This window comes from Citrobacter sp. RHBSTW-00944, from assembly GCF_013615435.1.
GTDB lineage: Bacteria > Pseudomonadota > Gammaproteobacteria > Enterobacterales > Enterobacteriaceae > Citrobacter > Citrobacter braakii.
The window spans coordinates 1,157,938-1,171,341 of the sequence record NZ_CP055418.1 but is presented as its reverse complement, the minus strand read 5'-3'; the positions used below and the strand labels follow the sequence as shown (position 1 = coordinate 1,171,341).

14 protein-coding genes are annotated in these 13,404 nt (G+C 54.5%); 3 read left to right on the top strand and 11 right to left on the bottom strand.

Going from position 1 to position 13,404, the window contains the following annotated elements:
* Positions 1 to 27: 27 nt before the first annotated feature.
* Positions 28 to 573 carry an electron transport protein HydN gene (gene hydN, locus HV334_RS05440; protein WP_003037366.1) on the bottom strand — a complete coding sequence of 182 codons (546 nt, stop codon included), beginning with the start codon at positions 571 to 573 and terminating at the stop codon, positions 28 to 30.
* 145 nt (positions 574 to 718) lie between these two features.
* Complete coding sequence (locus HV334_RS05435) at positions 719 to 1,732, bottom strand: LacI family DNA-binding transcriptional regulator (RefSeq protein ID WP_181221859.1); 1,014 nt, start codon at positions 1,730 to 1,732, stop codon at positions 719 to 721.
* Between the two features lie 264 nt (positions 1,733 to 1,996).
* Between HV334_RS05435 and ascF the strand changes: the two genes are divergently transcribed.
* Both ascF and HV334_RS05425 read left to right on the top strand, forming a co-directional pair.
* Positions 1,997 to 3,451, top strand: coding sequence for a PTS cellobiose/arbutin/salicin transporter subunit IIBC (ascF, locus tag HV334_RS05430; protein WP_181221253.1), 1,455 nt, complete (start codon positions 1,997 to 1,999; stop codon positions 3,449 to 3,451).
* A gap of 22 nt (positions 3,452 to 3,473) precedes the next feature.
* Entirely contained in the window at positions 3,474 to 4,898 is a 1,425-nt protein-coding gene (locus HV334_RS05425) for a 6-phospho-beta-glucosidase (RefSeq protein ID WP_016154180.1), read from the top strand.
* A 76-nt stretch (positions 4,899 to 4,974) separates the two neighbouring features.
* Here HV334_RS05425 and HV334_RS05420 read toward each other — a convergent pair whose 3' ends face one another.
* Positions 4,975 to 5,439 (bottom strand): OB-fold putative lipoprotein, encoded by a 465-nt coding sequence (locus tag HV334_RS05420; RefSeq protein WP_103766754.1) that lies wholly within the window; start codon positions 5,437 to 5,439, stop codon positions 4,975 to 4,977.
* A gap of 272 nt (positions 5,440 to 5,711) precedes the next feature.
* Here HV334_RS05420 and HV334_RS05415 point away from each other — a divergent pair, with 272 nt between their 5' ends.
* Entirely contained in the window at positions 5,712 to 5,951 is a 240-nt protein-coding gene (locus HV334_RS05415) for a SymE family type I addiction module toxin (RefSeq protein ID WP_016154182.1), read from the top strand.
* Positions 5,952 to 6,025: 74 nt separating this feature from the next.
* On the opposite strand, the gene hycI is transcribed toward HV334_RS05415, so the two are convergent.
* Genes hycI through hycB form a run of 8 tightly spaced genes read right to left on the bottom strand, consistent with a single transcriptional unit; the run spans position 6,026 to position 13,302 of the window.
* The gene (gene hycI, locus HV334_RS05410; protein ID WP_103766753.1) at positions 6,026 to 6,496 is read right to left on the bottom strand and encodes a hydrogenase maturation peptidase HycI; all 471 of its coding nucleotides are present in this window, start codon (positions 6,494 to 6,496) and stop codon (positions 6,026 to 6,028) included.
* On the bottom strand, positions 6,489 to 6,899 hold the full coding sequence (locus HV334_RS05405) for a formate hydrogenlyase maturation HycH family protein (RefSeq protein ID WP_003037385.1): 411 nt from the start codon (positions 6,897 to 6,899) through the stop codon (positions 6,489 to 6,491). The genes hycI and HV334_RS05405 overlap by 8 nt, the downstream gene beginning before the upstream one ends.
* Positions 6,896 to 7,663, bottom strand: coding sequence for a formate hydrogenlyase subunit HycG (gene hycG, locus HV334_RS05400; RefSeq protein ID WP_003037388.1), 768 nt, complete (start codon positions 7,661 to 7,663; stop codon positions 6,896 to 6,898). The genes HV334_RS05405 and hycG overlap by 4 nt, the downstream gene beginning before the upstream one ends.
* Positions 7,663 to 8,205: a formate hydrogenlyase subunit HycF gene (hycF, locus tag HV334_RS05395; RefSeq protein WP_016154185.1), complete on the bottom strand. Its 543-nt coding sequence runs from the start codon at positions 8,203 to 8,205 to the stop codon at positions 7,663 to 7,665. Before hycF ends, hycG begins: the two co-directional genes overlap by 1 nt.
* Before the next feature lie 9 nt (positions 8,206 to 8,214).
* Positions 8,215 to 9,924: a formate hydrogenlyase subunit HycE gene (gene hycE, locus HV334_RS05390; protein ID WP_016154186.1), complete on the bottom strand. Its 1,710-nt coding sequence runs from the start codon at positions 9,922 to 9,924 to the stop codon at positions 8,215 to 8,217.
* A gap of 17 nt (positions 9,925 to 9,941) precedes the next feature.
* A complete protein-coding gene (locus tag HV334_RS05385; protein WP_019077545.1) occupies positions 9,942 to 10,865 on the bottom strand; it encodes a respiratory chain complex I subunit 1 family protein in 924 nt (307 codons plus the stop codon).
* 2 nt (positions 10,866 to 10,867) lie between these two features.
* Positions 10,868 to 12,694: a formate hydrogenlyase subunit 3 gene (gene hycC / locus HV334_RS05380; protein ID WP_046274831.1), complete on the bottom strand. Its 1,827-nt coding sequence runs from the start codon at positions 12,692 to 12,694 to the stop codon at positions 10,868 to 10,870.
* Positions 12,691 to 13,302 carry a formate hydrogenlyase subunit HycB gene (gene hycB / locus HV334_RS05375; protein ID WP_016154189.1) on the bottom strand — a complete coding sequence of 204 codons (612 nt, stop codon included), beginning with the start codon at positions 13,300 to 13,302 and terminating at the stop codon, positions 12,691 to 12,693. Before hycB ends, hycC begins: the two co-directional genes overlap by 4 nt.
* Positions 13,303 to 13,404 lie beyond the last annotated feature (102 nt).

The following is a 13,404-nucleotide window of genomic DNA, read 5'->3' as shown; positions in this document are numbered from 1 at the left end:
CACGTATTTTACGCGGATTTTCAGATATCAGAACAGCAAAGATGCCGTGGAATCCAGCGCCGCGCGACGGCGTTTTTCAGCGCTCAGTTGCTCAAGCTTATTGCGATCCACATAAATCAGCGCGTGAGTCGGGCAGACTTCCATACAGGCAGGGCCGGCCTCACGATGGTGGCACAGGTCGCACTTATTGGCTTCGGCTTTTTCTGCCCGGACGTTCAGACCTGCCCCGCTGTTACGAACAACCGGACGCACGACCACTTCCATTGCGCCATAAGGGCAAGCCACAACGCAGGTTTTACACCCAATGCAGCGCTCCTGCATCACGTGGACAAAGCCTTTATCACGGCTGATTGCACCGTTCGGACAGACGTTAGCGCACGGCGCGTCTTCACACTGGCGGCACAGCGTCGCCGTGGAGACATTAACGCCTTTGATGACGTGAATGCGGGGTAAAAAGGTTTCAGGGGTCAGCGATGCGCAGTCCTGGTTATCCTGATGGGATACCACGCAGGCCACTTCACAGGTACGGCAACCAATGCATTTATTGGCGTCTGCAATGATGAAACGGTTCATCAATTTCTCCAGCAATGACAGATTATCTGCCGAAGCATTCATAAATCGTGCCAGAATTTAATTGACTGTTATTAAAGGTTTTTTATTTTGCTGAATGCAGAGAAACCGTGTCATCGTCACTAGTGACGATGACACATGACAGCCGTCAGCGCAAAACGAGCGGCGCAACAGAGTCGCGTTGAATGAGTTCACCGGTGAAGGTTTTTGGCGGCGTAAACGCCCCGTCATCCAGCATAAAGATCAGGCGACCTATCGTTTCCTGAATCATTTCCGTTACCGGGATTTTGACGCTGGAAAGCGCCGGAATAGTGTATGGCGCGATAGCGATATCATCGAAGCCAATCACCGACACCTGAGCAGGGACGCGCACGCCATGCGCGTGCAACTGCTTTATCGCACCGATCGCCATATCATCATTGCTGGCCACCAGCGCGGTAAAATTGACCTTATGCGAAAGCAAAGTATCGACTCCCGCCGCGCCGCAGGCTGGCGTCCATTTCCCTTTAACAATCAAATCATTATTAAGCGAAATGCCATGATGTGCCAGCGCGTCTTTATAGCCTGAAAGTCGCTCCACGCCGGTAGGCGAATCCATCGAGCCAGTAATAAAACCAATCTCTTTGTGCCCGGCGGCAATGAGCTGAGTAACGGCGTTAAAACTGGTTTGCTTTTGATCGCACCACACGCAGTGGCTGGTATTTTTCCGCAGCCGCCGATTAAGCACCATAATCGGCTGGGCGTGGGCGTCAATGATATCGTCTATCTCATCCACGCTAAGAAAACGCGGATAGATCATAATCGCGTCACAGCGCAGGTCGAGCAGGTACTGGATCGCCTGACGCTCTTCCTCTGCGCTGTGCTTACCGTCAGCCAGCAACAACTGGCGTCCCTTATCTTCCGCCATCCGCGCGGTATGAAACAGCAGTTCGCTGAAATAGACGCCGTGATAAAGGGTGTTAGTTACCACCAGACCCAGCGTCTGCGTGGTTTTCGCTGCCAGACTGCGTGCCAGCAAGTTAGGGCGGTAACCACTCTCTTCAATGGCCTGAAACACGCGGTCTTTGGTTTCCTGGCTGACATAGCCATTCCCGGAAAGCACCCGGGAAACCGTCGCTTTTGACACCCCGGCACGCTTCGCCACCTCCAGCATCGTGGTCATATTACTCATCCCTTTTCTCTCAATGTGACGCAGTGTACTGCACCGTTTCGCCGCTGTCCTTGCTGCTCAATTGCAAACGCTGACATCTGGTGATCGGAGTCACAATTATAAAAAATCATCAAAATTAAAACTTGCCCATTACGTGTAATTTAAACATGATTTTGTGGAACCGGTTTCCTATCTGTGTTTCATCAATCCAGAAAAGCGACCAACGTGAACGGATAAAACATAACGTACTCTACTGATAAAACAGGATTAAATCCGATGTCCAAAAATTATGCAGCGCTGGCGCGCTCGGTTGTGACGGCTCTGGGAGGCGTGGACAACATCACAGCAGTGACCCACTGTATGACCCGTTTGCGTTTCGTTATCAAAGATGACTCGCAGGTCGACAGCACGACGCTGAAGACGCTCCCTGGCGTGCTCGGCGTGGTGCGCAGCGATAACCAGTGCCAGGTGATCACCGGCAACACCGTTTCGCAGGCGTATCGCGAGGTAGTCAGCCAGTTACCTGCCAATATGCAACCTGCAGAGCCGCAAACCAAACCTCGGCTGACGCTGAAGCGGATTGGCGCTGGGATCCTCGACGCGCTGATCGGCACAATGTCCCCGTTGATCCCGGCTATTATCGGCGGATCAATGCTCAAGCTGCTGGCAATGATCCTCGAAATGACCGGCGTGCTGGTGAAAGGATCGTCCACACTCACCATTCTGACCGTAATCGGCGACGGCGCCTTCTTCTTCCTGCCATTGATGGTCGCCGCCTCAGCAGCCATAAAATTCAAAACCAACATGTCGCTGGCAATCGCCATCGCTGGCGTACTGGTGCATCCCAGCTTCATCGAACTGATGGCGAAGGCCGCGCAGGGTGAGCACGTTGAGTTTGCCCTGATCCCGGTGACGGCGGTGAAATACACCTACACGGTGATCCCGGCGCTGGTCATGACCTGGTGTCTGTCCTACATCGAACGCTGGGTCGATCGCATCACTCCGGCGGTAACCAAAAACTTCCTTAAACCGATGCTAATCGTGCTGATCGCCGCCCCACTCGCCATCGTCATCATTGGCCCGATCGGTATCTGGATCGGTAGTGCAATTTCAGCGCTGGTTTATACCATTCACGGCTATCTCGGCTGGCTGTCGGTGGCCATTATGGGCGCATTGTGGCCGTTGCTGGTGATGACCGGTATGCACCGCGTCTTCACGCCAACCATTATTCAGACCATTGCCGAAACCGGAAAAGAAGGCATGGTGATGCCGTCGGAAATCGGCGCCAATTTGTCGCTGGGCGGTTCATCGCTGGCAGTGGCATGGAAAACCAAAAACCCGGAACTGCGTCAGACGGCGTTAGCGGCAGCCGCCTCGGCCATCATGGCAGGCATTTCCGAACCCGCGCTGTATGGCGTGGCGATCCGCCTGAAACGCCCACTGATTGCGAGTCTTATCAGCGGCTTTATCTGCGGTGCCGTTGCCGGAATGGCCGGACTGGCGAGCCACTCCATGGCGGCTCCAGGCTTGTTCACCAGCGTACAGTTTTTCGATCCAGCCAATCCGATGACCATCGTTTGGGTGTTTGGCGTGATGGCGCTGGCGGTCGTGCTTTCCTTTGTATTAACACTGCTCCTCGGCTTTGAAGATATTCCTGTCGAAGATGCAGCCGCGCAGGCCAGAAAAAACCAGGCCGCGCAACCAGGCAATATCAATAGAGCCAGCATTTGACTGGTATGAACTGAGGTTAACTATGTCTGTTTTTCCGCAAGGATTTTTATGGGGCGGCGCACTGGCCGCCAACCAGTCTGAAGGGGCATACCGGGAAGGCGGCAAAGGGCTGACCACCGTCGATATGATCCCCCACGGCACAAACCGCATGGCCGTCAAACTGGGTCAGGAAAAACGCTTTACGCTGCGGGATGACGAATTTTATCCCAGCCATCAGGCAATCGACTTTTATCATCGCTATAAAGAAGATATCGCGCTGATGGCGGAAATGGGGTTTACGGTTTTTCGTACTTCCATTGCCTGGAGCCGTCTCTACCCCAACGGCGACGAGCTGACGCCTAATGAAGAGGGTATCGCGTTTTACCGGGCCGTGTTTGCCGAGTGTAAAAAATACGGTATTGAGCCGTTAGTTACGCTGTGTCACTTCGATGTGCCGATGCATCTGGTCAGCGAGTATGGCTCCTGGCGTAACCGCAAAATGGTAGAGTTCTTTACCCGCTACGCCCGTACCTGCTTCGAGGCCTTTGACGGTCTGGTGAAGTACTGGCTAACGTTCAACGAAATCAACATTATGCTGCACAGCCCTTTTTCTGGCGCCGGACTGGTGTTTGAAGAAGGTGAAAATCAGGATCAGGTGAAATATCAGTCCGCCCACCACGAACTGATTGCCAGTGCCCTGGCAACTAAAATTGCCCATGAAATTAATCCGCAAAACCAGGTCGGCTGTATGCTGGCGGGCGGTAATTTTTATCCTTATTCCTGTAAACCGGAAGATGTGTGGACCGCACTGGAAAAAGACCGCGAAAACCTGTTCTTTATTGATGTGCAGGCGCGCGGGGCTTACCCCGCTTACTCTGCCCGTGTGTTTCGCGAAAAAGGCGTGGTGATAGAAAAAGCGGCGGGAGATGACGATATCCTGAAAAACACCGTCGATTTCGTCTCGTTTAGTTATTACGCATCGCGCTGCGCCTCCGCTGAAATGAATACTGGCAATACCAGCGCCGCTAACGTGGTGAAGTCGCTGCGTAATCCGTACATTGCCGCCAGCGAATGGGGCTGGGGCATCGACCCACTCGGTCTGCGCATCACCATGAATATGATGTATGACCGCTACCAGAAGCCGTTGTTTCTGGTGGAAAACGGGCTGGGGGCGAAAGATGAGATCGATGCTAACGGCGAAATCAATGACGACTATCGCATTAGCTATTTACGCGAGCACATTCGCGCCATGGCAGATGCTATTGAGGATGGCGTGCCGCTGCTGGGCTACACCACCTGGGGCTGTATCGATTTGGTTTCAGCCTCAACCGGTGAGATGAGCAAACGCTACGGCTTTGTGTATGTGGACCGCGATGACGCGGGCAACGGCACGTTAGCGCGTAAACGCAAAAAATCGTTCTGGTGGTATAAGAAAGTGATTGCGAGCAACGGGACCGATCTGGAATAACAATGTTGCCGGATGACGCCGCCATCCGGCAACACGTATTATTCAGAATATATATACCCGCTGTCTGTTATCATTTTTATTGTACAACTTTAGGATTTTGCAGCAGCGGCAAAGGCGCTTCGCCCAACGCGTGGACCTGACCAATAATTGTCGCGCTCCGGCCAATCTGTAATGACTCAACATTCGTACTATTATGGGAGCCAAACTGGAACTGAATCACGTTGTTCGTTTTATTATTTTCGTCTTTCAGGCTGACAAGATAAGAATAAGCATTGGAAATACCATTAATCTTACGAATATCAATGACCACGCCCCGCAGCTTCACCCATTCACCAAGATAGTCCTTATTGGCTTTAACAGGATTTAAGGTATAGGGCGCGATAAAATCAGCGACGGACAAGGTTGGCATTGACGCAGCTGATGACTCCCCCGGTTGAAATAATCGGTCTCCCGCAGAGAAGAACGCGTCAGCCGCCGTCTCGCACCCGCTAAGAAGAGAGGAAATAATAATTAAATTTACCAAACGAATACCTGAACGCATAAATAACTCCTGTATATTAATTTCCCATACATTCAAATTCTAAATAATTCGAGTATATAACCTCCCTGAACAACGCCGAAATATAATATAACTCCCGTATTAGTAAAAGAAGAGAATATTCTCCCCCCAGCTATTATCAACTTCTCATCTTTTTCATTATTTGCATTCTATTTTATGGATCTGCCTTCCAGTTTCGGGTTTGCCCTCCCGCCTTTTTACTGGCATTTTATTCAGTAGTTTTCCATCGTTTTATTCGTAACAAGGGAGTGTTTATGTCTGGTAAAAATGGTAATGCCGAAGCGGTTATCAACAAGCCATTACGTCATTTTAAAGTCAGCTATGTCAGAGTACGGCATGAAGATCGCAAGACCGGTTTTACACGACGTATAAGCCGCCATGCTTCACTCACGATGAACGGAGACTGGCTGGAACAGGCGGGATTCCCAACGGGCACGTCGGTAAAAGTATCGGTTACGCAGGGGAAATTAATTATTGAACAAGCAGGTGAATAGTCTGTTTCGAGGGTGTCGACGTTATCCGGATGGTGGTAATGCGACACACCATCCGGTATTCAGTGCCCTCAGGCTCAGGCTTCCGGTGCCTCTAATTCAGCGAACCCACCTTGTCCTTCCCACCCGGCTAATCGCTGATAGACGGTATCTACCGCATCTTTGATCGGCTGTGTCATCGGGTAGTAAAAACCGACAATATCCGGCTGAATGCCAAGGAAAATCACCTCGCCAACGTCGTCTTTCAGCTGATCGACCAGGTAGTTCAGCGGCATGTTGTGGGTGGTCATCATGAACATCTCGGCAATATCATCAGGATCGATAATGCGGATTTCACCAGGATTTAGCCCCATATCGGTGGCATCCACAATCAACAGACGCTGCGGACGCAACTCACGGATGGCGACGATGTCGTTTTCCGGCGCGCTACCGCCGTCGATGACAACCCATTGACCTTGAGGATTTGCAGCACACATTTCGGCCAACAGCGGCCCCGCGCCGTCATCGCCCATCATGCTGTTACCCACACATAATAAAACGTCAGTCACGATGTCTCCTCACCATCAGATAGATGGCGCTTTCCTGGTGGATATCGTGAAGCATGCTAAGCATCAGCTTGCTCCACTCCTGCTGCTGCGGGGTCTGCACGGCACGCGCATCATCGAACGCGCGCGCCAGCATCTGCACATGGTTGAAGTCGATGACGATCTCGCCGTACTTCGGCACGCCTTCCATTTTCCGGCGGGCTTCACTGCCTTCGGCAAGCGTGGCAATCCACGCCAGATATTCATCCCACGGACAGGTTAACGCCGCTTCCAGGCAATCGATGATCCCAAGGTGGTGACCAATCGCCAGGCTGTAATAGACAACCTGCTGCGCCTCAGCGGGCGTTGCATCGTTCTCATCAATAAACTTACGGCTCAGTTGACTGAACACCACCGTTTCACTCATCGGATACGCGCCTCTTCGACAACATGATTAAGATGCGTGACGATCTCGGTCAGACGCGGATCGTTTTCCGCTTCCAGCCAGCGCGCCACCTGATGCTCGCCCTGCCCTAACTGGGTCATATAGTCATCAGCAATCTGGCGACCGTAGCGGTAGCCCGCCAGACGGCGTGCTTCACGATCCACCTTCACGCGCAGCGGCTGAACCATATCCGGATGCAGAATTTCAGCCGGCTGTTCGTCCAGTTCACCTGGCGCACGCGCGTGAATTTTTTGTTCCAGCAGACCCAGCGCCATTGCAAAACCGTACAGCGTAGCCGCAGGCGTTGGCGGACAGCCAGGAATATACACATCCACCGGTACGATTTTATCCGTGCCGCCCCATACGCAGTATAAGTCGTGGAAGATACCGCCGCTGTTACCGCAGGCACCGTAAGAGATACAAATTTTCGGATCTGGCGCAGACTGCCAGGCGCGCAGCGCCGGAGAGCGCATGGCACGCGTTACCGCGCCGGTAAACAGCAGGATATCCGCATGGCGCGGTGATGGTACAACTTTGATACCAAAACGTTCGGCATCAAACAGCGGAGAAAGCGTAGCGAAGATTTCGATTTCACAGCCGTTGCAGCCACCGCAGTCCACACGGTAAACGTACGCTGAACGCTTGATGCTTTTAAGCAGCGACGCTTTCATGCTGGCAATGGATTCATCCACCGTCATCGGTACCGGAATACCGTTGGCGTCACGTGGGCCTAATAAATTGCTCATCAGCTGGCCTCTTTCATATGGCGAGTCAGTTCAATACGGTCAGACGGCACCAGGCATTTCTGGCGCTTACAATCCGGGCAGGTCTCAAAGCTTTCACGGTGGTTTTCCGCACGGCTGTCACCGTTGTGCTTAAGCAGCGCAATGGCGTAATCGATCTCTTTTTGTACCGCAAACGGGCGGTTACATACGCGACAATTACACAGCGCAAAGCGGGACTGCTGCAGGAAATCCTCTTTCTTCCACACCGCCAGTTCATACTCCTGCGACAGCTTGATTGCCGCCGTCGGGCAGACTTCTTCGCAGCGGGCGCAGAAGATGCAACGGCCGAGGTTGAACTGCCACGCCAGCTCATGGGTGACCAGATCGGTTTCTACCGTCAGCGCGTTCGACGGGCACGCATTCACACAGGCCGCACAGCCAATGCACTGCTGCGGATTGTGTTCCGGTTTGCCACGGAAGTTTTTATCGACCGCAATCGGCTCCAGCGGATACGACGATGTCGGCGCCCCGGTTTTGATGACTTTTTTGATAAAGGTAAACATGGCGATTCCTTATTTCAGCGGCGAGTTTTTACGCTCGATGCTGTAGCGCTCAAGTTCTTTGTACGGCACGACTTTGCTCTTCTTCTTACGCACATCGACCACGGTCATACGGTCGGTACAGGAGTAGCAAGGATCGAGGCTACCGATAATCAGCGGGGCATCGGAAACGGTGTTGCCACGCAGCATGTAGCGCAGCGTCGGCCAGTTGGCGTAAGTCGCCGCGCGACAGCGCCAGCGATACAGTTTCTGGTTGTCGCCAGTCATACTCCAGTGGATGTCATCCCCGCGCGGCGCTTCAGCAAAGCCCAGCGCAAAGCGGTGTGGAATGTAGGTAAAACCTTCCACAGCCAGCGGGCCGCCTGGCAGGTTGTCCAGACCAAAGTCGATCATATTCAGTGCGGTGTAGACTTCATTGATACGGACTTTCAGACGAGAAATAACGTCGCAACCCTGCTCACTGTGAACTTCCATCGGCAGCAGACCATAGCCCACAAACGGGTGATCGGCGCGAGTGTCACGCGCATGGCCGCTGGCGCGTACCATCGGGCCGACGTTACTGAAATCACGGGCAATTTCCGGATCAAGACGACCAATACCTACGGTACGCTGTTCCATGTTCGGCGTGCTGAGCAGCATATCGACCAGTTCCTGCACGTCACGACGCATCTGCTGCGCCAGTTGACGGGTCTGGATCATATCCTCTTTCAGCAGATCACGACGAATACCGCCGATCAGGTTCAGACCGTAAGTTTTACGTGCCCCGGTGAGGATCTCCGCCATCTTCATGGAGGTTTCACGCACGCGGAAGAACTGCATAAAGCCGGAGTCAAAACCGGTAAAGTGACAGGCCAGGCCGAGGTTCAGCAGGTGCGAGTGCAGGCGTTCAACTTCCAGCAGAATGGCGCGGATCATCTGCGCACGTTCCGGCACGACGATGCCCATCGCGTTCTCGACGGAGGTGGTATAGGCGGTGCTGTGCGCAAAGCCGCAAATGCCGCACACGCGGTCGGACAAGAAGGTCACTTCGTTGTAACCCATGCGGGTTTCCGCCAGCTTCTCCATGCCGCGGTGGACATAGAACAGACGGTAGTCGGCGTCGATGATGTTCTCGCCGTCAACAAACAGACGGAAGTGACCGGGTTCATCAGAGGTGACGTGCAATGGGCCAATCGGCACCACGTTGTTTTTCTTGTCGCCCAGTTCGTTGATGAACTCGTAGGTTTCAGCATCGGTAGTCGGCGCGGGGCGCTGGCGATAATCCATGCTGTCTTTACGCAGCGGGTAGAGTTCGTCCGGCCAGTCATCCGGCAGTACCAGACGACGCTCATCGGGCAAACCAACCGGGATCAAACCGTACATATCGCGCACTTCGCGCTCGCCCCAGACCGCAGCAGGCACGCGCGGCGTGACGGACGGGAACTCCAGCTTATTGGCATCGACCTCAACGCGCACGGTAATCCAGCACTTGGTACCCTGCTCCATCGACAGCACGTAGTACACGGCATAATGACCACACAGCTGACGTTCGTCGTTACCAAACAGCACGGACAACCAGCCGCCCTGTTTGTAGTACAGGAACTCCACCACTTCCGGCAGGTAGTTCACCTTGACGGTGATCGTCAGTTGATCTTTGGTCTGCCAGGCTTCATCCAGCACGACGCCCGGGAAGGCCTGGTGCAGCGCCGCGAGATATTGTTGACCTAATTTTTCTTCAGACATGCTCAAACTCTCTTAAATCACGCCACCAGCAAGGAGACGAACGCTAAAAACGCAAACCCAAAACCGGCCCAGGTCACGCGTGAAGTGGCGCAAAAACGCAGACGCGCCATGCTGTTTTCGAACAGGGCGATGACCAGCACGCCGAGAACCAGTTTGATGACGGCAATCACCAGCGCCAGTAGCAGCCCACCCGAGGTGAAGGTTTCCATCTGTCCCCACGGCAGGAACACGCCAACGAACATTTGCAGAACGACCAGTTGCTTAAGGCTAATGCCCCATTTCAGCACCGCAAAACCGCTGCCGCTGTATTCGGTCAATGGACCTTCCTGCAGCTCCTGCTCTGCCTCTGCCAGATCGAACGGCAGTTTGCCCATTTCGATAAAGGTGGCGAAAGCACAGGCGCACAGCGCCAGAATCAACGGAATGCTGCGTGCAGCTGGCCAGTGATAAATGGTATCGGCGATATTGCTGATATGCGTTGAGCCAGCAACCTGCGCCGCAACCCACAGACCCAGCAGCAGGATAGGTTCAACCAGCACGCCGAGCATCGCTTCGCGGCTGGCGCCAATAGCGGTAAACGGGCTACCGGTATCCAGGCCCGCGATAGAGAAGAAGAAGCGGGCGATGGCGAACAGGTAAATTAAGGTGATCAGATCGCCCAGTTGCGGCAGCGGTGAGCCAACGGTCACTACCGGCAACGCGGTGGCGATAGTCAGCATCACACCCACCATCACAAACGGCGTCAGGCGGAAAACCCAACTGGAGTCCGCAGGCGCAATGCTCTGACGGCCCAGCAGTTTGATAATGTCGCGGTATTCCTGCAAAACGCCCGGACCGCGGCGATTGTGCAAACGCGCACGTGCCACGCGGGTAATACCGGACAGCAGCGGCGCAACGGCAAACAGCACCAGCGCCTGAATTAACGGATATAAAACACTCATTCTCAGGCTCCTCGTGAAACCACAATCACCACCAGTACCGCCAGCTCAATCAGCGCCAGGCGACGGAACAGCACCGGTGCAGCCGCATTCTGCCAGCCCGGAACCAGTGATACCGGATTCAGCCATTTGCGCAGTTTGAGTACCGGCGCAAAGGCTTCTTTCACCGGCATGGCAAAACCGTGTGCGGTAATGACCATTGACTGCTCGTGATCGTAACCACACACCCATGCCGCACCGCGTGAACGCGATGGCAGACGGTTGCCTTTGAAAATCGCCATGATGATGAACGGCAACAGCGGACATGCGATCAGCAGCAGCGTGATCATTGGCTGAGAAACGGTGGTGTTCGCGGTTTCCAGCGGCAGCGGAACGGCAGCGGAGATCATCGGCAGCAGCCACGGCGCAGCAACGCCCCCAATCACGCAGCAGATAGCCAACGCGACTACGCTGACGCCCATCAGGATTGGCGCGCAGCAGGCATTTTCAGCTTCCTTCGTGCGCGGTGCGCCAAGGAACGTAACGCCATAGACTTTCGCCATACACATCACCGCCAGCGCGCCGGTAATCGCCAGTCCTACCGCCAGCAACGGTCCTAACAGACGACCGACAAAAGCACCGCTGTTGCCAAGCTTAAAGAAGGACTGGTAGATAACCCACTCACCGGCAAAACCGTTCAGCGGCGGCAGTGCGGCCATCGCCATCAGGCCAACCAGCATCGCCAGAGAGATAACCGGCATACGTTTACCGATACCGCCCAGTTTTTCGATATCACGATGACCGGTACGGAACCAGATGCTGCCTGCGCCCAGGAACAGAACGCTTTTGAACAGGCTGTGGTTTACCAGGTGGTACAGACCGCCGGTCAAACCCAGCGCAATCAGCGCAGGTTGATTCAGGGAAATTCCGGTTACGCCTGCGCCCAGACCCAGCAGAATAATGCCGATGTTTTCCAGCGTGTGGTATGCCAGAAGACGCTGAATGTTGTGTTCCATCAGCGCATACAGACCGCCGACAAACGCGGTGATCATTCCCAGCACCAGCAGCGTAATGCCCCACCACAGCGGCGCATTACCGCCCAGCAGCGACAGGGAGAGAATACCCAGCAGACCCACCTTCATGACGACAGTAGAGAACAGCGCCGCAGCCGGTGCGCTGGCATTGGCGTGTGCCTGTGGCACCCATCCGTGCAGCGGAATAATCCCGGCCAGCAGGCCAAAACCCGCCACGCCCAGCAGCCAGATATCAGACCCGAGCGGCAGCTCCTGTGCGCGCAGGTCAAGCAGGCGCAGCTCCAGGGTGCCGTAGCGTTGCCACACCAGGTAGCAGGCAATAGCCAGCAGTAGCGTGCCGACGCGGCCCAGCGCAAACCACAGTTTGCCCTCTTTGCTGCAGCCGGTGAGGAACACGGCACACAGCGCCATGATTTCCGCCATCACCACCAGCGTTCCGAGGTTGCTGGCAACCACCGCACATACCGCCGCGGCCATCAGCAGATTCACCAGCAGCCCGTTGGCTTTTACCTGCGGATGACGATGCCAGTCAATGTTGTACAGGCTGACAAACAGGCCGCACAGGCCCAGCGTAATCAGCCAGATAGCGTTCAACGGGGTAATTTGCACACTGTGACCAATAAACGGCATCACACCGCTTACCGCCAGAGCATTAGTCAGTACGGTGAAACCCGCAGCCGCCGTACACAGGCTGCCAACCGCACCGCCAACCCCGGCAATCCAGCCGCTCAGCGGTTTATGAAATGAAAACAGAAATGCCAGAACCGCAGCCGCCGTAAACCAGGCTACGCCGCTGTTAATCAGTGAAATTGCGCTCATTTTGCATCCCCACTCTGAGCCTGCTGAAACAAGGTGAGATCGCCGAAGTCGGTATTGAAAGTCAGCTCACGCTTACGTTTGCTGGCGCGGGCAATATCCACGTTACTCACCAGGTGCAGGGCTTTGGTCGGGCACATGCGTACGCAGGCCGGACCAAGCTCGTCAAAACTGCACAGATCGCATTTCACCGCGATGGCACGAATACCCGGAACCCAGTCCAGCAACGTGCTCACGCGGGCAGGCGCTGGCGGAGCCGGAGGCGCTTTTGGTGTATTGGCGTTTGCCGGGATATGCAGCGGACGGCTACCGGAAAACTCAATCGCGCCAAACGGACAGGCGATCCCGCACAGTTTGCAGCTTACACACAGGCTTTCATTCAGCTGCACGGCACCATCAACGCGATTAATCGCATTAACCGGACAAACGGTGGCGCAAGGCGCATCTTCGCAATGGTGGCAAAGCTGCGGGGCGGATTCTTTTTCATTTAACATCACTTTCAGGCGCGGCATTGACTGCAGGCCATGCTGGCGATGTGTCTCTGAGCAGGCGGCTTCACAGGTGTGGCAGCCGATGCAAAGAGTGGAGTCAGCAATTACAAAACGATTCACCAGGCATTCCTCAGGTGATAGTCATTTTTGACGAAAACATGTCTGGAAAATGTCATTTCGACATTTTTCGACATGCCCATTCCCTAAACGTCGTGACGCAGT

Coding starts and splice junctions, on each gene's coding strand:
- hycF (WP_016154185.1), bottom strand. CDS start 8,205: ATGTTTACCTTTATCAAAAAAGTCATCAAAACCGGGGCGCCGACATCG.
- HV334_RS05435 (WP_181221859.1), bottom strand. CDS start 1,732: ATGACCACGATGCTGGAGGTGGCGAAGCGTGCCGGGGTGTCAAAAGCG.
- hycG (WP_003037388.1), bottom strand. CDS start 7,663: ATGAGCAATTTATTAGGCCCACGTGACGCCAACGGTATTCCGGTACCG.
- HV334_RS05405 (WP_003037385.1), bottom strand. CDS start 6,899: ATGAGTGAAACGGTGGTGTTCAGTCAACTGAGCCGTAAGTTTATTGAT.
- HV334_RS05420 (WP_103766754.1), bottom strand. CDS start 5,439: ATGCGTTCAGGTATTCGTTTGGTAAATTTAATTATTATTTCCTCTCTT.
- hycC (WP_046274831.1), bottom strand. CDS start 12,694: ATGAGCGCAATTTCACTGATTAACAGCGGCGTAGCCTGGTTTACGGCG.
- HV334_RS05385 (WP_019077545.1), bottom strand. CDS start 10,865: ATGAGTGTTTTATATCCGTTAATTCAGGCGCTGGTGCTGTTTGCCGTT.
- HV334_RS05415 (WP_016154182.1), top strand. CDS start 5,712: ATGTCTGGTAAAAATGGTAATGCCGAAGCGGTTATCAACAAGCCATTA.
- hycE (WP_016154186.1), bottom strand. CDS start 9,924: ATGTCTGAAGAAAAATTAGGTCAACAATATCTCGCGGCGCTGCACCAG.
- hydN (WP_003037366.1), bottom strand. CDS start 573: ATGAACCGTTTCATCATTGCAGACGCCAATAAATGCATTGGTTGCCGT.
- HV334_RS05425 (WP_016154180.1), top strand. CDS start 3,474: ATGTCTGTTTTTCCGCAAGGATTTTTATGGGGCGGCGCACTGGCCGCC.
- ascF (WP_181221253.1), top strand. CDS start 1,997: ATGTCCAAAAATTATGCAGCGCTGGCGCGCTCGGTTGTGACGGCTCTG.